Annotated in this window: 16 protein-coding genes and 3 tRNA genes; 15 read left to right on the top strand and 4 right to left on the bottom strand. The window is 42.8% G+C overall.

The genetic code is table 11. From position 1 onward, the window contains the following. Positions 1-3: 3 nt before the first annotated feature. The 3 genes from mscM to rsgA all read right to left on the bottom strand — a co-directional run bounded on the left by mscM (position 4) and on the right by rsgA (position 5,485). A complete protein-coding gene (gene mscM, locus PR800_RS13810; protein ID WP_102139904.1) occupies positions 4-3,345 on the bottom strand; it encodes a miniconductance mechanosensitive channel MscM in 3,342 nt (1,113 codons plus the stop codon). Positions 3,346-3,378: 33 nt separating this feature from the next. Continuing rightward, positions 3,379-4,275, bottom strand: a complete 897-nt coding sequence (asd, locus tag PR800_RS13815) for an archaetidylserine decarboxylase (protein ID WP_102139905.1) — start codon at positions 4,273-4,275, stop codon at positions 3,379-3,381. 157 nt (positions 4,276-4,432) lie between these two features. Then, positions 4,433-5,485: a small ribosomal subunit biogenesis GTPase RsgA gene (gene rsgA / locus PR800_RS13820; RefSeq protein WP_195697875.1), complete on the bottom strand. Its 1,053-nt coding sequence runs from the start codon at positions 5,483-5,485 to the stop codon at positions 4,433-4,435. Positions 5,486-5,594: 109 nt separating this feature from the next. On the opposite strand from rsgA, the gene orn reads away from it, so the two are divergent. The 6 genes from orn (at position 5,595) to PR800_RS13850 (ending at position 7,356) form a co-directional block, all read left to right on the top strand. Beyond that, entirely contained in the window at positions 5,595-6,140 is a 546-nt protein-coding gene (gene orn, locus PR800_RS13825; protein WP_102139907.1) for an oligoribonuclease, read from the top strand. A 126-nt stretch (positions 6,141-6,266) separates the two neighbouring features. Further along, positions 6,267-6,521, top strand: a complete 255-nt coding sequence (locus PR800_RS13830) for a type II toxin-antitoxin system RelB/DinJ family antitoxin (RefSeq protein WP_272531072.1) — start codon at positions 6,267-6,269, stop codon at positions 6,519-6,521. Beyond that, positions 6,511-6,801: a type II toxin-antitoxin system RelE family toxin gene (locus tag PR800_RS13835; RefSeq protein WP_206276171.1), complete on the top strand. Its 291-nt coding sequence runs from the start codon at positions 6,511-6,513 to the stop codon at positions 6,799-6,801. Before PR800_RS13830 ends, PR800_RS13835 begins: the two co-directional genes overlap by 11 nt. 224 nt (positions 6,802-7,025) lie before the next feature. Then, positions 7,026-7,101 (top strand) — tRNA-Gly (locus PR800_RS13840). A 40-nt stretch (positions 7,102-7,141) separates the two neighbouring features. Beyond that, a tRNA-Gly gene (locus tag PR800_RS13845) sits at positions 7,142-7,217 on the top strand. Between the two features lie 63 nt (positions 7,218-7,280). Continuing rightward, positions 7,281-7,356 (top strand) — tRNA-Gly (locus PR800_RS13850). Positions 7,357-8,047: 691 nt separating this feature from the next. Here PR800_RS13850 and queG read toward each other — a convergent pair. Beyond that, entirely contained in the window at positions 8,048-9,229 is a 1,182-nt protein-coding gene (gene queG / locus PR800_RS13855; RefSeq protein ID WP_166263970.1) for a tRNA epoxyqueuosine(34) reductase QueG, read from the bottom strand. 288 nt (positions 9,230-9,517) lie between these two features. Between queG and tsaE the strand changes: the two genes are divergently transcribed. The 9 genes from tsaE (at position 9,518) to PR800_RS13900 (ending at position 19,863) form a co-directional block, all read left to right on the top strand. Continuing rightward, a complete protein-coding gene (gene tsaE / locus PR800_RS13860; protein WP_004906013.1) occupies positions 9,518-9,982 on the top strand; it encodes a tRNA (adenosine(37)-N6)-threonylcarbamoyltransferase complex ATPase subunit type 1 TsaE in 465 nt (154 codons plus the stop codon). Positions 9,983-9,996: 14 nt separating this feature from the next. After that, positions 9,997-11,283 (top strand): N-acetylmuramoyl-L-alanine amidase AmiB, encoded by a 1,287-nt coding sequence (gene amiB, locus PR800_RS13865; RefSeq protein ID WP_102138250.1) that lies wholly within the window; start codon positions 9,997-9,999, stop codon positions 11,281-11,283. Positions 11,284-11,292: 9 nt separating this feature from the next. Continuing rightward, complete coding sequence (gene mutL / locus PR800_RS13870) at positions 11,293-13,266, top strand: DNA mismatch repair endonuclease MutL (RefSeq protein ID WP_272531075.1); 1,974 nt, start codon at positions 11,293-11,295, stop codon at positions 13,264-13,266. Then, positions 13,259-14,200 carry a tRNA (adenosine(37)-N6)-dimethylallyltransferase MiaA gene (gene miaA / locus PR800_RS13875; RefSeq protein WP_102138248.1) on the top strand — a complete coding sequence of 314 codons (942 nt, stop codon included), beginning with the start codon at positions 13,259-13,261 and terminating at the stop codon, positions 14,198-14,200. The genes mutL and miaA overlap by 8 nt, the downstream gene beginning before the upstream one ends. A 107-nt stretch (positions 14,201-14,307) precedes the next feature. Then, entirely contained in the window at positions 14,308-14,601 is a 294-nt protein-coding gene (gene hfq, locus PR800_RS13880; RefSeq protein ID WP_102138247.1) for an RNA chaperone Hfq, read from the top strand. A gap of 92 nt (positions 14,602-14,693) precedes the next feature. Continuing rightward, positions 14,694-15,974 carry a ribosome rescue GTPase HflX gene (hflX, locus tag PR800_RS13885; RefSeq protein ID WP_195697873.1) on the top strand — a complete coding sequence of 427 codons (1,281 nt, stop codon included), beginning with the start codon at positions 14,694-14,696 and terminating at the stop codon, positions 15,972-15,974. Between the two features lie 100 nt (positions 15,975-16,074). Continuing rightward, positions 16,075-17,280 carry an FtsH protease activity modulator HflK gene (gene hflK / locus PR800_RS13890; protein WP_102138246.1) on the top strand — a complete coding sequence of 402 codons (1,206 nt, stop codon included), beginning with the start codon at positions 16,075-16,077 and terminating at the stop codon, positions 17,278-17,280. A gap of 2 nt (positions 17,281-17,282) precedes the next feature. After that, on the top strand, positions 17,283-18,284 hold the full coding sequence (gene hflC / locus PR800_RS13895) for a protease modulator HflC (protein WP_102138245.1): 1,002 nt from the start codon (positions 17,283-17,285) through the stop codon (positions 18,282-18,284). Between the two features lie 280 nt (positions 18,285-18,564). Then, complete coding sequence (locus PR800_RS13900) at positions 18,565-19,863, top strand: adenylosuccinate synthase (RefSeq protein ID WP_102138244.1); 1,299 nt, start codon at positions 18,565-18,567, stop codon at positions 19,861-19,863. Positions 19,864-19,934 lie beyond the last annotated feature (71 nt).

The raw sequence follows: 19,934 nt of genomic DNA on the forward strand, positions 1-19,934 counted from the left end.
GGCTTACAGTTCCCCTGATTTACGACTTGGATTACGTCCTGAAAGATTGTTTGTCGCACTTTGTAGCGAATTATCACGGACATCCACCCTTGCTTGGAATGGTGGGAATGGCAAGGTAATCCCTTGTTCAGCAAAGGAAACTAAGATGTTTTGGTGAATTTCATGGCGCGCAGGTAACCGGTGGCCCATCTCAGCAGCATAGACCCGTAATTCGAAAATTTGAATACCTTGTTGTAAATCAACTAGATAAACCTCTGGTGCAGGGTTATCTAAGATCATGGTAGAGCGTTTAGCTGCCCGTAAAATGGTATCTGTTACCAGTTCACTATTGGCGTCAGAAGGGGCAGGAATGGTCATTACAATACGAGTGATCGTGTCAGAAAGTGACCAGTTAATAAACTGTTCAGTAATAAACGCCTTATTTGGCACAATAATTTCTTTTCTGTCCCAGTCTGTCAGCGTCGTGGCACGGGTGTTGATCTTGGTAATACTCCCCGTTAAGTTACGGATAGTTACGGTATCTCCAATTCGGATCGGTTTTTCAAATAAGATCATCAACCCTGAGATAATATTGGCGAAAATTTCTTGTAAACCGAAACCAAGCCCGACCCCCATTGCTGCAACAAGCCATTGTAGTTTTGACCACTCAATCCCTAACATAGAGAAGCCAACAATGGTTCCGATAATAGTAATCGTATATTTTGTTAATGTACTGATGGCGTAGCCGGTACCGGGTGTTAAATCCAAATGTTGGAGTACGGCCAGCTCAAGTAAAGCGGGTAAGTTACGAACTAATTGGGCGGTAACGATAATAGTCAAAATGGCAATGAAAATAGAGCCCATGGTGATAGCTTGTACGGTATCAACGCCATTAACCGTTGATGTTACATCCCATAAGCGAATATTTTCAAGGAAAGAGAATGCGGTATGTAGCTCGGACCACAGCCAAATCAATGAAACCAAGGCAATCATAGTTAAAATCGAACGAACTAACCCAACGGATTGGGTACTGATGGCATCTAAGTCGATAACCTGCTCTTCGATATCAATATTCCCTTCACTACTAGCGTTTGCTTGCTGGTTATCGTCCTCACCTTTAGCACGTTGCGCTAATATCTCAGCACGACGCTGTTTTGCCCGCTCAAAGGCTAATTTACGGCGCTGCATCGACATCCAACGGCGAATCGTATGATAAACGATAAGAATGACAAACCAAATGGCGACAGAGGTTTCTAAGCGCGCTAGTAAGGCTTGTGAGGTTGAAAAATAACCTAAAATGGAGAAAAAACCAGCAACAATAGGTGCGAGTAATATCATCCACCACAATGCTTTATTAACAATATTTTCACCGGACCCATGTCTATCTAAATAGAGAGGGATCTGTGAGCGACGTAAGTTATTGGTAATTAAGCTAAGTGCGACACATAAAAAGATAAAACAGAAACGGCCAATACTGGCTGCAAATTCTCTGTCGCTATAATGTTCAAAAGTAATAATTGCCATGACTAATGGGACGATGACAAAAATAGCCATTCGGTAATAGCGCATCGCACGTTTAACAGAGTCTCTATCCCAACCGAAGTGAGAAATAAACAACCCTGTAGGGCGAGAGAACGTTTCGCTGATCATAAATAGCCACAGCAACGGTGTCGTGGCGCTAACGCCATAGCCAATGGCAGCGGCCATCGGGAACTGCCAGGCACTTTGTAAGCCATAACCGATGGCGGACCACATCATAGGGAGAGGAAGTGCGACAATAATTGACCAGAAAATAGTACGAATGGTTAAGTAAAACCGGTCTTGTGTCACCTTACCAATACGTAAACTGGAACGGTCAAGAAATGCTTGGTAGTGCTTGCGAGTACTGATACTGAAAATGACTAAGGCTATTGAACCGAGAAGATACAAAAAGGTATCTTGGGTCGTTACCATAATACGCAGTGCGCCAGCCAGTTGAGATAAAGTATCCAGTGAGAGTAATTGAGTAATATCAGTTACTAACATGACCGGGTAGCTGATGCTGATTGGTGGAACATCTGCAACCCAGAAAAGATAACGGTTTGAAGCGTCTTTGACCTCTTTCAATGCATCGGTCAATTGCCCTGTAGCGACATTGAGTTTCGTCAGCTCTAACATTTCGGCATCGAGACCCGAAATTAAAGAGGTTAGCAGCTCACGACGAGTTTTAATCAATGACTGATAAACTTGCACTTGAGCCGTATTGAGCTCATTAGCCGTTTCTTGCTCGGTTGTATCTATTTTACTTAGTCTATCGAGGCTATCTTCATAATTTAAGCGTTGAACACGTAAATCCGCCATTTCACGATCAAGTTGCTGGCTTTTTGGAATATCCGGTAAACGAGAAAGCTGTGTTCGGAGTGCTTCCCCTAATGTACTTGAGCTGCTTATCCACTGAGCTTGCTCGCGAATAGTTGTGAGTGCTTGGCGAGCATCACGGATACTCGTTGATATTTCGGCTTGGCTATTGGTAATTGCGCTCATACGCTGTGCTTGAGCGGTTAATTCCTGAGACATTTTGCGATTAATATCAAGCTGCTCAGTTAAAAACGGGGTCAGCTCGCCTTGCGCAGCCAACATTTCTGTATGTTCTAACGCTAAAATTGCTTTTTGTTGGCGTTGGGTATTTTGGAAATCACGCAGGTTTTGCAACTCAAGTTCCATACGTTGATAACGTTTTTTGTATAATTCCAACGTAAGGCGTGAGATTTCTTGGCGGTTATTCGCCGAAAGCTGCGCCATCTCTAGTTCATTAACTGTTGATTTGCGAGCGCTTACTTCGGCTTGAGCCAAAGTATATTGGGCATCGGCTAATGGCGTTGATGGTGTACTCAGAGACTGAAAACGCGAGGAGGCATCAGTGAGTAAACGTCTGGCTTCAGAAAGTTGTTGTGGCAGAATACTGAGTGATTCACTGATTTCGCGGCCTTTATCTTGCTCTTGTTGAGTTAAGCGGCTTTGATCAAGTAATTGGCTGCTAAGCTGAATAATGCGTTGTTCAAGTTCACCTAAGCTGATACCAACCGGTATAGGGGCGGGCTCATCACTTTCATTGAGTATTTTTTGTCTTATTTCTTTGATAATTCTAGGGAAGTTATCAATTGCTTCTTGATAAGACTTGGCTTTTGCATCGGAATCGCGTGTCTCACTCATCCAATTTAGCGCACCTTGCAATGCTTGCGCTATCTCTGCATCTTTAGGATTGGTGCTTGACTCGAGTTGTTTGAGCTCCTGCTTAATCTGTGCTTCGTCCTGCGCTGCAGTCGGCGCTGCAACGGAAGAGAAAACGATTAACAGGCTAAGAAAAAAACTGATAATCACACGCACAGTGAGGAGCTCCTTCAAGGGATAATAATTTAATTAAGCGTCAACGGACTCTTCTGCCACTGTACTTGTAACAGTTTCAGCGAGTAATTCACCCATCCGAGTTGCATAACCAGGGATCAGTGATGAATTAAAGGTTACTTTATTCGGTTCAAATAAATTAATCACCGTTGAGCCCAGTTTAAACAGCCCCATTTCCTCACCTTTTTTCAAGAAAACAGCACCTTCAGAATCTAGCTCAGGGTAAACCCAACGCTTGATGACACCTTCACGCGTGGCGTTAACGCAACCGCTCCAAACCGTCTCGATACTACCAACGATGGTTGCACCTACAAGGATTTGTACCATTAGGCCAACAGGGGTGTCAAAGACACAAATCAAACGTTCATTTCGTGCAAACAGGTTGGGAACATTTTGTGCCGTTAATGGATTTACAGAGAATAAATCACCTGGCACATAAATCATCTCTTTGAGTAAGCCATCACATGGCATGTGTACACGGTGATAGTCACTAGGGGAGAGGTAAGTGGTAATAAAGTCACCACCACGAAAACGTTCTGCTAATTGGTATTGGCCAGCAAGTAATGCTTCAACGGTGTAATTATGGCCTTTAGCTTGGAAGATAAGGTCATCATTAATCGGGCCTAATTGGCTCACGGCACCGTCAGCAGGTTGAGCAAGTTGGTGCTCTTTTTCGACAATCGGGCGAGCGCCTTCTTTTAGCAGGCGGATAAAGAAATCATTAAAAGTGGCATAAGCCGTAAGCTCGCTTTTTTGTGCTTCGTTCATGTTCACTTTATAGACTTTTGCGAACAGTTTAATTGCCCATTGCGTCATGAAACCCGCATTGCGACTTGCGAACCAGCCTGCAAATTCAGTAAGACATTGTTTTGGAAGCATATATTGCAAGCGAATTTTAATTTTATCTAGCACGTTAACCTCTGATTTTTAAAGGTATGTTAGCAAAAGGGCGGCTATTGTACACAGTTTACTCGTCATATTTCAAACGGTCGCGTAACTGACTAACCGTGATTAAATTATTTAGAGCTGGTTTAACGTTCGTGAGTTATTTTGTAAGTACTCACTAACATTATTTCTCTTTTGCCGTAAAATTGCCGCGAGGTTTGATTTGTTCCATGCTTTCTAAAATGCGATGGTAGTTTTCAAAACGTGATTCAGCAATTTTATTTGCTTCTACGGCTTCACGTAACAGGCAACCTGGGTCATCCAAATGTTTACAGTCACGGAATTTACAGCCACCAAGGTAATCTTTAAATTCGACAAATCCTTTGGTCACTTGTTCCGTGGTTAAATGCCACAAACCAAACTCACGCACACCAGGGGAGTCAATCACATCGCCACCCAATGGGAAATGGTATAAGCGGGCTGTTGTTGTTGTGTGTTGCCCCAGCCCTGAGTTGTCTGAAACGTCATTGACTAAAATGGCTTCTTCATTGTGTGGAAGCAATGCGTTTAATAAACTGGATTTACCCACACCAGACTGCCCAACAAACACTGACACTTTACCTGCTAGCGCGTTAGTAAGTGCTTCCATGCCTTCATTGGTATGGCTTGAAACTTCGAGAACTTGATAACCAATATCACTATAAATCGTCATCAAATCGCTTACCCACTCGCGGTTTTCGTCGTCGAGTAAGTCGACTTTATTAAGAACGATAACAGGCTTAATCCCCGTGGTTTCACAGGCAACCAAATAACGGTCAATAATATTCAGCGAAAGCTCAGGTAAAATAGCGGAAACCACGACAATTTGGTCAATATTAGCGGCAATCGGTTTCAAGCCATCATAATAATCGGGACGAGTCAGAACAGAGTGGCGTTCATGAACCGCTTCAACAATGCCATTTACTTTGATATCGCTTTGTGTGTTCAGGGCAGGCCGCCACACCACGTTATCCCCTGTAACGAGGGAAGAAATGGTTCTGCGTAAGTTACAGCGCTGGATAGTCCCGTCACTTGCTTGAATATCAGCATGTTGCCCAAAACGGCTGATGACTAAGCCTTCTTGTGCTTCACCTAATTGGCTATCATCAATCTCAACTGTTTTTTGTTTTTTGAGCCTTTTTTGATGATTTTCTTGAACTCGGCGCTGTTGGCCTTTCGAAAGTTTCTGTTTAGCCACCTGTCCTCTCTTTACTATGGGCGGTATTTTAGGGTTACTCACGCCTGTCACTGATGGCATGAAGAGTGCTATCATACCTTAACTTCATAGAATGCGGTTAGGGTATATCATGCAAAAGAATGAGAATAATTTAATTTGGATCGATTTAGAAATGACGGGGCTCGATCCTGTTCGTGATCGTATTATTGAAATAGCGACCATTGTAACAGATAGTCATCTTAATATTTTAGCAGAAGGCCCTGTAATTGCAGTACATCAAACGGATGAACAACTCGCTTTAATGGATGAGTGGAATGTAAACACTCATACCAACAGCGGCTTAGTTGAGCGTGTACGCAAAAGTACCGTAAGTGAGCGTGAAGCTGAGTTAGCCACTATTGAATTTTTAGAGCAATGGGTTCCACAGGGGGCATCACCCATTTGTGGGAATAGTGTTGGGCAAGATAGGCGTTTTTTGTTCAACTATATGCCTGAATTAGAAAACTATTTTCATTATCGCTATCTTGATGTTAGCACACTAAAAGAGCTCGCTCGTCGCTGGAAACCTGAAATTTTAGCGGGTTTTTCGAAGAAAAATACCCACCAAGCTCTTGATGACATTCGTGAATCAGTGGCTGAATTAGCTTATTACCGAGAAACATTTATTAAAGAATAAATGTTGAATTAACGAAGATGCCGCCTTTGAGGCGGTTTTTTTGTGTTCAAATGTGATGTTGCATTACGTATTGCATTACAATTGTCATTACATTATTCTAGCAGTAGATCCTGAAAGGAGACCATTATGAGTACAATACAAATTAGGGTTGATGAACAACTAAAAAAAGATGCATATCAAGCATTTGATAAATTAAACCTTTCACCTTCTGATGCGTTAAGGTTATTTCTCCGTTATGTTGCCGAGAATGAAAAGCTCCCGTTTTCTGAAGTTTCTATTGTTGTAAGTGATGCCGATGAAGATGATGATATTTTAGCAGTTGTGCGTAATCGCTTAAAAAAACCTGCTAAGCGAATAAGAGTGAACATTGATGATATTTGATATTGCATTTGATGAGCGTGCTCTAAGGGAGTGGAAAAAGCTTGATTGCAGTATTCGAGAACAATTTAAAAAGAAGTTAAAGAAATTACAATTAAACCCATATATAGAGTCTCTGCGGCTACATGGTGAATTGTCTAATTGCTATAAAATTAAATTAAGGGCATCAGGATTTCGCCTTGTGTACCAAGTCGTTGATGATGAAATTGTTATTTTTGTCGTTGCTGTTGGTAAAAGAGAAGATAAAAAGGTTTATAACTCCGCGATCGAAAGGCTTCCATAGCCATCTTCTCCCAATAAGTTAACAATGTTAACGTATTGAAATCAGCTTATTACAATGGCTGTCGATAAAATCACCATTGTGATTGTTTTGTCGGCAAACGGATAAAAAAATAAAAATTTTGAGCGCAAGGGCTTGCTAGTATCTGAATTTTTCGTATAATGCGCTCCCCGTACCGATGAAGTTTTTGTGATTGAGTCGGCACGTGAAACATCCAGAAATGTGATGCGGGAATAGCTCAGTTGGTAGAGCACGACCTTGCCAAGGTCGGGGTCGCGAGTTCGAGTCTCGTTTCCCGCTCCAAATTTTCTTGATGTTTTAACTAAAGCACTATTTTCGTGATGCGGGAATAGCTCAGTTGGTAGAGCACGACCTTGCCAAGGTCGGGGTCGCGAGTTCGAGTCTCGTTTCCCGCTCCAAACATTCTTAGTGTTTTAGTTAAATGCCTTAGTATTCTGACTAGGCAGTAGTACCCACCAAATGCGGGAATAGCTCAGTTGGTAGAGCACGACCTTGCCAAGGTCGGGGTCGCGAGTTCGAGTCTCGTTTCCCGCTCCAATATTTTTAGTTTCTCTTAATCTTCCTTTTTTACTAAATCTCATATAGCAGCTTTTAATTTTATTTTATTAAGTGAATTCACTTAGTGAATATAAATTGTACTTGTTTACTATTTTCATCTTTTTTTACCTTGAATGCTAGGATCAGTGCGGGCTTCGCGATCTTTTTTGGATCATATCCAGATTTGTGCTTGCATTCATTTTCAGGGCACCATAGAATAGCCACCCCTTAGCAATAGGGTGTTTTACTTCCATCTCTAAGATGAAAATACGAAGTTTAAATAATAAACAAAAATATGATTTTTATTTACTTCGATTAGTTTTTCATTTTAACCTTGCATTTTGGTCACTTTTATATTGCGAGTTAATATAAAATCAGTACCTTTCTTGTTAATATGCTATTAGAAAGTTATCCACAGCTGGCTTAATCAGCCTCGGTTTTCATCGCGATTTGAAATAACTTATTACACAGAGTTATCCACAGGGTAATTAACAAATTTCTGTTGTGCTAATTAATTCTAGCGTTTAAGTTGCATTATTGTAACTTGTTGATTTTTTTAGTTTGTGGGTTATTTTGTCAAAATGAGGCTAGCACAGCTTGCAAATTCTTTACCTATTGTCAGCTAAGCATTTTTTATTTTATTCACATTGATTTGACAATTCTTGATTTCAGATATATGGCAGGCTTTTTTCTAGGCGTCTCTCGGTAAACCTTTGTTAATAACTCGTACAAGGCGTTTTTGTTGCGAAGTTTGAATTGTAACTTGGTTTGTATTGCGTTGGTTAAGCTGTTGTTGTATAGACCATTGGAAGTGTTCATCCAACATAGCGTTAATTCCAAGCCGGTTTTGTAATGCGACAACAATGCTATCTTGGTAAGGTGCGTTGCCTAGCGCCACACTGATATTTCGCAACCACTTGATATAGCCAATGCGGCGGATCGCAGAGCCTTCGGTAACTTTCAAAAAGGTTTTTTCGTCCCATGAGAACAAGTCAAGCAGTTCTGGTGTATGCAACTCCTTTCTTGGGCTGAAATCGTCTTCATCAGTGAGCTGGGAAAAACGGTTCCACGGGCAAATGAGCTGGCAGTCATCACAACCGTAAATCCGATTTCCCATTAGCGGGCGAAATTCTTCAGGGATAGCGCTATCCAGCTCGATGGTGAGATAAGAAATACAGCGCCTTGCATCGACAGTGTAAGGTTCGACAATTGCACCTGTTGGGCAAGTTGTCATACAGGCAACACAGCGGCCACAATCTTCTTCGATAGGTTTATCGACAGGAACGGGTAAATTAATCAATAATTCCCCAAGGAAAAACCAAGATCCTGCTTCACGATTTAAGACCAATGAATGTTTTCCTGTCCATCCTAAACCTGCTTTTACCGCAAGAGGACGCTCTAAGATTGGAGCGGAATCGACAAAAGGTCGAAAATTGAGATCATCGATGGTGGTACCATCGGGCAGTATCATCCCATTAAATTCACGACAATAGTCTAAAATACGATCTGAAAGTTGTTTTAGGCGTTTTTTTAACAGCTTGTGATAGTCTCGTCCTAGCGCATAACGGCTGATATAACCTAATTCAGGGTTATTTAGTGTGCTGGCAAATGCGGCTTTAGCTGGCAAGTAATTCATGCGCACGCTAATGACACGCAACGTGCCCGGGTGCAGTTCGTGTGGTCTGGCTCGCATCATCCCATGGCGACTCATCCATTCCATCTCGCCATGAAATTGTTTATCTAGCCACGCTTGTAATTTCGGCTCTTCCGCGGAAAGGTCAGTATCGCAGATCCCGACTTGCTGGAAGCCTGCGTCAACGCCCCATTGTTTAATATTTTGAGCGAGAAGATCGAGATCGAGGTATCTTGCCATCAGATCCTATATTGATAAAGGGTAAAACGGCAGGCACTTTATCATGGCCAGCGTTGTTCATCAAAACGGATGAAAAAATGCCTTCAGTATTGAGAGCAATTATAGGATATTTCTGAACTCATCATTCAAGTAATGTTAATTAAGAAAAAAGCCCCATCTTAGGTTAAGATAAACGGCAATATTGATGTTTGTTGATATCTCTTTATGCATTTTGAACAGCAATATAAACTATGCATTTAAAGGATAAACAGGCGACACCGCCTATTAATGACATAATAAAAGAACAATATGAAAGAACGTACAATACAACTTGCCAACGAAGCGCAAACTGTTGCGTTAGGTAATGCTATCGCTAAGGCTTGCCATCAAGGCACAATTATTCACTTATATGGTGATCTCGGAGCAGGGAAAACCACCTTTAGCCGAGGTTTCTTACAAGCGCTGGGCCATCAAGGTCACGTAAAAAGTCCAACTTACACCTTGGTTGAACCCTATGAATTAGCAGATCGTCAAGTTTTTCACTTTGATCTCTATCGGTTAGCCGATCCTGAAGAACTTGAATTTATGGGAATTCGTGACTATTTTTCTGGAAATTCGATCTGTTTGGTCGAATGGCCGCAACAAGGTAAAGGTTTTTTACCTGAAGCGGATCTTGAGCTCCATCTGACCTATCAAGGCGAAGGGCGTCAGGCTCACTTTGTTGCTTTTTCTGCCAATGGGGAGTCGTTGTTAGAAGCATTACCCCTACTCTAAGGAAGCTATTGCTCATGTTGAATGCATCAATGCACAGAATAACAAAAAAGGGTTTTTTTACTGTTTTCGTCTTGTTTATGGTATCAGTCATGTGGCTGTTTGCTGCAAAAGCACAAGCGGCAACATTATCGAATATTCAAGTTAATAATAGCCCATCACAAGCAGAAGTGGTGCTAAGCTTTATTGATGGAAAGCCCGATTACGCCTATTTTCCATTGCATTCACCTGAGCGCCTTGTTGTTGATATCAAACAACGAGGTGAGATTATGGGGTTACCCCTTAAAGTTCCTGCAGGGGACCTTGTGAAATTAGTACGAACAAGCCAACCTTCTGATAACCAACACAAGCGCTTAGTTTTAGAGCTATCTCGAGCGGCGAAAACGAAAGCGGTACTTAAACAGGTTTCAGGTGAATATCAGTTGGTGTTAACAATATCGACTGGAAATTCATCCGGTTCTACCTCTTTTAATCGAACTAATAATACGGTTAAACCAGCAGCAAATAGCACTCAAGATAAACCGTTGAAGATGAGTGAGCCTGCGCCTGTTGCTACACCAACACCGACTAAATATAAGAGTATGCCAAAAGGCAGTAAGCAGGTCGTGATTGCCATTGATGCGGGTCACGGTGGTAAAGACCCTGGTGCGATAGGTAAGAATGGCTATAAAGAAAAAGATGTGACTCTCAGTGTCGCACGTAAGTTATACCAACGCCTTGAAGCCGATCCGATGTTTAAGCCCGCGATGACACGTGACGGAGACTACTTTATTTCCGTTAGTGGTCGTTCTGATGTGGCACGTAAGAAAGGGGCTAATATGTTGGTGTCTATTCACGCTGACTCGGCCCCGAATAGCAGCGCACGGGGTGCATCAGTGTGGGTATTGTCTAATCGACGTGCAAATAGTGAGCTGGGTAGTTGGCTTGAACAACGTGAAAAACAATCAGAATTATTAGGCGGGGCGGGTGATGTTCTCAGTGGTGCGGACCCTTATTTGAGCCAAGCCGTTTTAGATTTGCAATTCGGTCACTCTCAACGTGTTGGGTATGATGTTGCGGTTAAAGTGATCGAACAGCTGCGAAAAGTCGGTAATATTCACAAAAAAACACCTGAGCATGCAAGCTTAGGTGTATTGCGTTCCCCTGATATCCCATCGATTTTAGTGGAAACTGGGTTTATTAGTAATACCGCAGAAGAGCAGTTGCTAAAATCGAATGAATTCCAAGATAAAGTCGCAGAAGCAATTCATTTAGGATTACGTCAATATTTCTTGGCAAATCCAATACAAGCAGCGCCACAATAAGGGGGAGACATGGCAATTCATATTCTCTCCCCACAACTAGCCAACCAAATCGCGGCAGGTGAAGTGGTCGAAAGGCCTGCGTCAGTGGTTAAAGAGCTCGTAGAGAACAGTCTTGATGCCGGGGCAACTCGTATTGATATCGACATTGAACGTGGTGGAGAAAAACTGATCCGTATTCGTGATAATGGCTGTGGCATCGGTAAAGATGAACTTGTTCTGGCTTTAGCTCGCCATGCGACCAGTAAAATTGCCACATTGGATGACCTTGAAGCTATTATGAGTATGGGGTTTCGCGGTGAAGCACTCGCGAGTATTAGCTCCGTTTCACGTTTAACGTTGACATCAAAACCAGCAGAGCAAAGCGAAGCGTGGCAGTCATACGCAGAAGGGCGCGAGATGGAGGTGATGGTTAAACCAGCCGCTCATCCTAATGGCACAACGGTTGAAGTATTAGATTTATTCTATAATACGCCAGCTCGCCGTAAATTTATGCGCACAGAAAAAACCGAATTCGGCCACATTGATGAAATTGTTCGTCGAATTGCGCTGTCTCGCCCTGATGTCGCTATCAATCTGACTCATAATGGCAAATTGGTGAAACAATACCGTGCTGCTCATGATGAGGCACAGCAAGAGAGACGACTCGGTACGATTTGTGGGACAGGCTTCATGCAAGGCGCTTTAGCGTTGTCTTGGGAACATAGCGATCTTGCAATCAAAGGGTGGGTCGTTTCTCCATCAATGACGTCGGGCAGCGAAACACAATATTGCTATGTTAATGGCCGCATGATGCGTGACCGCCTGATTAATCATGCGATCCGTCAAGCTTATGAAGGGCATTTAGACGAAAACCAGCAGCCTGCTTATGTCTTGTATCTAACCATTGACCCAAAACAAGTTGATGTTAACGTACACCCTGCAAAACATGAGGTTCGTTTTCACCAAGCACGTCTGGTACATGATTTTATTTATCAAGCGGTACGAACGGTATTATTAGAAGCGGCATCTATCGATGAGCTCCCGGGTATCGAGCCGGTGAATACAGAACTGGAAAATCGGCCTTCTGCGGGGGAAAACTATTTTTCTTCTCCTCCTAGCGTGGCCCCTAAGCAATTTAAGACAGAAAACCATACGCGAATCGAAAATACCGTTCAAGAGTCTAAAACACCTGATAGACAGGCTAGTTACTTAAAGGATAGTGCGGTAAATCACGCCTTTTCTTCACCGAAATCAACGTCAGGTTTTTCAGAAAATGCGCAAGCAAAAACATTTGGCTCAACTTATGACAAAAAAGCAGGTGAACTGTATCAGAGCCTAATGTCTATTCCTGTTGCGCCTGAAGATAAAAAACCGCTTTTTCCTGAACGTAAACCGATAAACTCACCGCAAATATCGTCACAACCTGTAGCAAAAAATGCGGATAACTACCTTTTTGGCAAAGTATTGACAATTTACGCAAAAAACTTTGCATTAATTGAGTCTTCGTTAGGGCTAATCCTGTTATCCTTAACGGAAGCTAACTATTTATTGAAATTGTCACAATTGTCACCGGATGGTGGAGCATTGAAGCCCCAACCATTATTAATACCTCTAAAAGTGTCACTTAAAAATGAGGAAATAGAGGTTTTACAGCGGTACAAGGAACAATTGACAATATTTGGTATCGAAGCCACGATATTACATGGAAAAGTAACAATTCATACGGTATCGTTACCATTAAGAACACAAAATTTATCACAACTTTTTTCTGAGCTACTCGATTTTTTATCGGGAAAAGAAAGCGTCACTGACGAAGAGATTGCACAATGGCTTGCTAAAGCAGTTTCACAGGTTAAAACAGAAGAAAGTTGGAGTTTAGCACAGGCTATTCAGTTGCTGGCAGATGTTGAGCGGGTATGCCCGCAGTGGGTGAAAAACCCTCCACCAACATTATTACAATTAATTAATTTACAATCCGTGGTAGCTACACTAACAAATGAGTGATTTAGCAACTCAGAAAAAACCTGACGCAATATTCCTAATGGGTCCAACTGCCTCAGGTAAAACCGCTTTGGCGATAGAACTTCGCAAGCATTTGCCTGTGGAAATTATTAGTGTCGATTCGGCATTAATTTACCGAGAGATGAATATCGGCACAGCGAAACCAACAGCAGAAGAACTCAGCCAAGCTCCCCATCGTCTGATTGATATTCTCGATCCGTCTCTACCATACAGTGCTGCCGATTTTCGCCGTGACGCATTAAAAGCCATGGCCGAAATTACCTCACAAGGTAAAATTCCATTATTAGTTGGCGGCACAATGTTGTATTTTAAAGCCTTGTTAGAAGGACTTTCACCACTTCCTTCAGCTGACCCAACAGTGCGTGCTGAAATTGAACACATTGCTAAAGAACAAGGGTGGGGGGAAATTCATCGCCGTCTTACTGAGGTTGACCCAGTTGCTGCGGCAAGGATCCACCCTAATGATCCACAAAGATTATCCCGTGCTTTAGAGGTATATCTCATTTCGGGACAAACTTTGACTGAAATGACACAAACAGCCGGGGAAGAATTGCCTTATAATGTGTTTCAGTTTGCTATTGCGCCACAAGATCGTAAAATTTTACATGAGCGCATAGAACAACGTTTTCATCTGATGATAGAGGCGGGCTTTGAAGAAGAAGTTCGCAAATTGCATCAACGAAATGATTTACATGTCGATCTCCCTTCAATTCGTTGTGTGGGGTATCGGCAAATGTGGTCATATTTAGATGGTGAAATTAGCCATGATGATATGATTTATCGGGGAATTTGTGCAACTCGCCAATTGGCAAAACGTCAAATTACCTGGTTAAGAAGCTGGGAAAATGTTCATTGGTTAGATAGTGAACAACCTCAGCAAGCGCTTAGCACCGTTATGCAGGTTATGCGTGCATAGGACTGATGTTTGTGTACAATTAGAACGTTAAGCGCAATTTTTGAGTAGTTACTTTTTGGAATCTAAAAGATTCTCTTTTAAAAACAACAAAATAAGGAAAACATAGAATGGCTAAGGGGCAATCTTTGCAAGATCCGTTCCTGAACGCATTACGTCGTGAAAGGGTTCCGGTCTCTATTTATCTCGTTAATGGCATCAAATTGCAGGGGCAAATTGAGTCTTTTGACCAATTTGTTATTTTATTAAAAAACACAGTTAGCCAGATGGTTTATAAGCATGCTATCTCGACTGTTGTCCCTGCTCGCCCTGTTTCTCATCATAGCGGTACTACTGGTAGCACAGGTAATGGTAATTACCAGTCAGGTAACCCAGCAGCGCAAGATGGCGAAGTAACTGAGTAAGTTTGTACGCTAAAAGACAAGGAAAGCATAGGTAGGGAGACTGTACCTGTGTTTTTCCTTTGCAATTATTGTTTAGCCTAAGAGGTTACACCTTGTTTGATAGGTATGAAGGCGGTGAACTAGCTGTATTGGTCCATGTCTTTTTTTCTCAAGAGAAAGACGTTGATAATCTAGCGGAATTTGAGTCACTTGTGACATCTGCTGGCGTGAAACCAGTACAAATAGTCACGGGCAGTCGTAAAGCTCCTCATCCAAAGTTTTTTGTTGGGGAAGGTAAAGCAGAAGAAATTGCCCAAGCTGTTGAGGAAAGTGGTGCAGATGTGGTGTTGTTTAATCATACTCTAAGCCCTGCTCAAGAACGTAATCTCGAAAGGATTTGCCAATGTAAGGTGGTTGACCGTACAGGGGTGATTTTAGATATTTTTGCTCAACGCGCACGTACACACGAAGGTAAGCTCCAAGTTGAATTAGCTCAGTTAAGGCATTTATCGACTCGCTTAGTGAGGGGATGGACGCACCTAGAGCGACAAAAAGGCGGGATTGGCTTACGAGGTCCCGGTGAAACTCAACTTGAAACCGACCGCCGGCTATTAAGAGATAAAATTAAACAAATCTTATCTCGTCTTAGTCGGGTGGAAAAACAGCGTGAACAAGGGCGTCAAGCGAGAAGTAAGGCCGATATCCCGACTATTTCGCTTGTCGGTTATACCAATGCTGGTAAGTCAAGCTTGTTTAACCGCATGACGGCCGCTGATGTTTATGCTGCTGACCAGTTATTTGCAACGCTTGACCCAACACTTCGTCGTATTGATGTCGAAGATGTGGGTGTTGTAGTGCTTGCAGATACTGTGGGTTTTATCCGCCATTTACCTCATGATTTGGTTGCCGCTTTTAAAGCAACCCTGCAAGAAACACGCGAAGCAACGTTATTGCTACACGTTATCGATGCAGCTGATAATCGCTTGGATGAGAATATTCATGCAGTTGAAAGCGTGTTAGAAGAGATCGAAGCGGATGAAATACCAACACTTTTAGTGATGAACAAAGTCGATATGCTGGAGGATTTTGTCCCGCGTATTGACAGAGATGAGGATAACAAGCCGGTTCGTGTCTGGGTTTCAGCGCAAACGGGTGATGGTATCCCATTGTTGCTACAGGCATTGACGGAACGTCTTTCAGGTGAAATCGCACATGTTGAATTGCGTTTACCACCGAATGAAGGCCGTTTACGTAGCCGTTTCTATCAACTTCAGTCAATCGAACGTGAATGGCAGGAAGAAGACGGCTCAATTGGCCTTGAGGTGCGTATGCCAATGGTGGATTGGCGGCGTCTGTGCAAACAAGAGCAGCAATTACCTGACTACATTATTTAGTTGCTTTGGTCGTTAATAATATAGTTAGGCAATGGAATTGATATTAAGAGCCCTATCGCTCTTAGCCCTGAAAATCAATCATAAAGAATGGAGCTAAAACATGGCGTGGAATCAGCCCGGTAATGACGGACAAGACCGCGATCCGTGGGGAAGCGGCAATAAAGGCGGCAACTCTGGCGGGAACAAAGGTGGTCGAAAACGTGGGGCTTATGATCTCGACGATCTCTTTCGTAAACTAGGCAGCAAGCTTGGTGGAAATAAAGGCGGCGGCGGTGATGGCGATAATAAGCAGCCATCACAAATCAGCGGTCGTTTAGGTATGTTAGCTCTTGCTGCTATCGTTGTTGTATGGGCAGGTTCAGGCTTCTACACCATCAAAGAAAGTGACCGTGGCGTAGTATTACGTTTTGGTGAATACAGTGGTGTTGTTGGGCCTGGTTTGAACTGGAAACCAACCTTCATTGATAGGGTTGTTCCTGTCAACGTGGAAACTGTTCGTGAGCAAGCAACAAATGGCATGATGTTAACGTCCGATGAAAACGTGATCCGCGTTGAAATGAACGTTCAGTATCGTGTTACTGACCCTGCACAATATTTATTTAGTGTCACAAACCCAGACAATAGTCTGCGTCAGGCGCTAGATAGCGCTGTGCGTGGTGTAATTGGTCAATCTGCTATGGAGCAAGTATTGACTACGAATCGTGCTTTTATCCGTGATGTTACACAGAAAGAGCTCGAAGCAACAATTGCACCATACAAAATGGGGATCACACTGCTTGACGTCAACTTCCAAGCAGCGCGTCCACCTGAAGATGTTAAAGCAGCGTTTGATGACGTAATCTCAGCAAGGGAAGAAGAACAAAAAACTATTCGTGAAGCGCACGCTTATCGAAATGAAGTTCTTCCACTGGCAAAAGGTAACGCACAACGCTTGATTGAAGAAGCCGAAGCCTATAAAGCGAGTGTGGTCTTCAAAGCAGAGGGTGAGGTCGCAAGCTTTGCGAAAATGTTACCTGAATATCGTGCTGCACCAGAGATCACCCGTGAGCGTCTGTATATCGACACGATGGAACGTGTGTTAAGTAATACACGTAAAGTGATTGCGAATGATAAGAGCAACAGCATGTTAGTGCTGCCGCTTGACCAAATCATGCGCGGTACAAATTCAGATGCAGCTTCAACGTCAAAAGCTAATCCGTCAGCAAGAATGGCGACGCCAAGCAACAATTCGTCATCATCTGCTGCAACACCAGCACAGCCAAACAACGCTGTTCGTGGTGATGCTGTTAGAGTAGGGAGACAATAATCATGCGTAAATCGCTAATTGTTATCGTTATTGCCATCTTGGCAGTTGCATACGCATCTATCTTTATTGTTCCTCAAACTGACCGCGGTATCGTATTGCGTTTCGGTAAGGTTCTACGTGATTCTGAAAATAAACCGATCATTTATGAGCCAGGCCTGCATTTCAAAGTTCCATTTATTGAAACTGTGAAAATGTTAGATGCACGTATTCAGACTCTTGAAATTCAAGCTGACCGTTATCTGACAAGCGAAAACAAAGACTTAATGGTGGACTCCTACCTGAAATGGCGCGTTACTGATTTCAGTCGCTACTATGTAGCAACTGGCGGTGGTAACCCATTCCAAGCGGAAACCCTGTTAAAACGTAAATTTAGTGACCGTTTACGTTCTGAGTTTGGTCGTTTAAGCGTTAAGGACATCATCACCGACTCACGTGGCCGTTTAACTGTTGATGTGCGTGATGCCTTGAACAAAGGTACTGCAATTGACGACGCAACTAAAGAAGCGGATGCAGCGATTGCGGATGCGGCAAAACGTGTTGAAGAAGAAACGAACCTGAAGCCACTGGTTGTGAATGCAAACAGTATGGCAGCGTTAGGTATCGAGGTTGTCGACGTACGTATTAAACGTATCGAACTGCCAAACGAAGTTTCTGAAGCTATCTATGCGCGTATGCGTGCAGAGCGTGAAGCAGTCGCGCGTCAGCATCGTTCGCAAGGCCAAGAAGAAGCAACTAAGATCCGTGCTGTGGCTGATAAAACAGTAACAGAAACGTTGGCTGAAGCAGAGCGTACCGCACTGACTTACCGAGGTGAAGGTGATGCGATGGCAACGAAACTGTTTGCTGATGCATTCAACCAAGATCCCGAGTTCTATGCGTTCATTCGTAGCTTGCGTGCCTATGAGCAAAGCTTCAAGAGTGGTGAAGACGTGATGGTATTAAGCCCAGACACTGATTTCTTCCGCTTTATGAAGGCACCAACTAAGCTTCGCGCGACAGATTAATAACAAGCTAAGTTGCGTGCAACCTAGCAAAATAACTGTTAATCTATTAAAGAAAAGCCCGCTTCGGTGGGCTTTTTTTCGCCTGTCGTTTTAAGTATAGGATTTTTCAGGGAAAATTTGAACTGCTCAACTGATGGCATTCATTTTGAGTTTACGGCAGAAATAAAAAATACCATTTTACTTGCTTTCCAGAAAAAAATTTTTGTATTGCCAAAATATCACTGGAACAGTTCATTTTTGATGGTAGAATTCATTTTTAAGCAACCGAGTGTATTTCAAAATGGGTAAGAACGTTGTCGTACTGGGCACCCAATGGGGTGACGAAGGGAAGGGCAAGATCGTTGACTTGCTGACAGAGCGTGCTAAATACGTAGTTCGCTATCAGGGCGGCCATAATGCTGGCCATACTCTTGTTGTAAACGGTGAAAAAACCGTTCTCCACTTAATTCCATCCGGTATTCTTCGTGAAAATGTCATCAGTATTATTGCTAATGGCGTCGTTTTATCGCCTGACGCATTAATGAAAGAGATGAAAGAATTGGAAGACCGCGGTGTTCCTGTTCGGGAACGTTTACGTCTTTCTGAAGCATGCCCACTGATCCTGCCTTATCATATCGCATTAGATAATGCGCGTGAAAAAGCACGTGGTTCCAAAGCGATTGGAACAACAGGTCGTGGTATTGGTCCTGCTTATGAAGATAAAGTTGCTCGTCGTGGTTTGCGTGTTGGTGATTTATTCGATAAAGCAACGTTCGCAGAAAAATTAAAAGAAATCGTTGAATACCATAACTTCCAACTTGTTCATTACTATAAAGAACCTGCTGTAGATTACCAAAAAACGTTAGATGATATCATGGCTGTGGCTGATATTCTGACTGGCATGGTAATTGATGTTTCTGATCTGCTCTATAAAGCAAATCAGAAGAATGAATTCGTGATGTTTGAAGGCGCACAAGGGACATTATTAGATATCGACCACGGTACGTATCCTTATGTAACCTCTTCAAATACGACAGCTGGCGGCGTGGCAACTGGTTCTGGCTTAGGTCCTCGCTATGTTAACTACGTATTGGGTATCATTAAAGCTTACTCAACTCGTGTTGGTGCGGGCCCATTCCCTACTGAGCTGTTTGACGAAGTGGGTGAATTCCTGCGTGAAAAAGGCCAAGAATTTGGTGCAACTACGGGTCGTAAACGCCGTACTGGTTGGTTAGACATCGTTGCGATTAATCGCGCAGTGCAAATCAACTCATTGTCAGGCTTCTGTATGACTAAACTGGATGTTTTAGACGGTTTAGAAGAAGTTAAAATTTGCGTAGGCTACCGTCGTCCAGATGGCAAAGTGCTTGAAACAACACCTTTAGCTGCAGATGAGTGGGATGGTTTAGAGCCAGTTTATGAATCAATGCCAGGTTGGAAAGAAACGACTTTTGGTGTGAAACAAAGAGAATTACTGCCACAGGCAGCTCTGGATTACATCAAACGCGTTGAAGAACTAACGGGTATTCCAGTTGATATTATTTCAACGGGCCCAGATCGTTCAGAAACTATGGTTCTACGTGACCCGTTTGACGCATAGTCTAATGGCTGATTAGGTACTGGCTTGCTCATAGCATGTATTAGCAAGTACTTTTAATTAGATGAAAAAAA

The sequence above is a fragment of the Providencia sp. PROV205 genome (assembly GCF_028479505.1).
GTDB lineage: Bacteria > Pseudomonadota > Gammaproteobacteria > Enterobacterales > Enterobacteriaceae > Providencia > Providencia huaxiensis.

Coding starts and splice junctions, on each gene's coding strand:
- orn (WP_102139907.1), top strand. CDS start 5,595: ATGCAAAAGAATGAGAATAATTTAATTTGGATCGATTTAGAAATGACG.
- PR800_RS13830 (WP_272531072.1), top strand. CDS start 6,267: ATGAGTACAATACAAATTAGGGTTGATGAACAACTAAAAAAAGATGCA.
- PR800_RS13835 (WP_206276171.1), top strand. CDS start 6,511: ATGATATTTGATATTGCATTTGATGAGCGTGCTCTAAGGGAGTGGAAA.
- queG (WP_166263970.1), bottom strand. CDS start 9,229: ATGGCAAGATACCTCGATCTCGATCTTCTCGCTCAAAATATTAAACAA.
- tsaE (WP_004906013.1), top strand. CDS start 9,518: ATGAAAGAACGTACAATACAACTTGCCAACGAAGCGCAAACTGTTGCG.
- amiB (WP_102138250.1), top strand. CDS start 9,997: ATGTTGAATGCATCAATGCACAGAATAACAAAAAAGGGTTTTTTTACT.
- mutL (WP_272531075.1), top strand. CDS start 11,293: ATGGCAATTCATATTCTCTCCCCACAACTAGCCAACCAAATCGCGGCA.
- miaA (WP_102138248.1), top strand. CDS start 13,259: ATGAGTGATTTAGCAACTCAGAAAAAACCTGACGCAATATTCCTAATG.
- hfq (WP_102138247.1), top strand. CDS start 14,308: ATGGCTAAGGGGCAATCTTTGCAAGATCCGTTCCTGAACGCATTACGT.
- hflK (WP_102138246.1), top strand. CDS start 16,075: ATGGCGTGGAATCAGCCCGGTAATGACGGACAAGACCGCGATCCGTGG.
- hflC (WP_102138245.1), top strand. CDS start 17,283: ATGCGTAAATCGCTAATTGTTATCGTTATTGCCATCTTGGCAGTTGCA.
- PR800_RS13900 (WP_102138244.1), top strand. CDS start 18,565: ATGGGTAAGAACGTTGTCGTACTGGGCACCCAATGGGGTGACGAAGGG.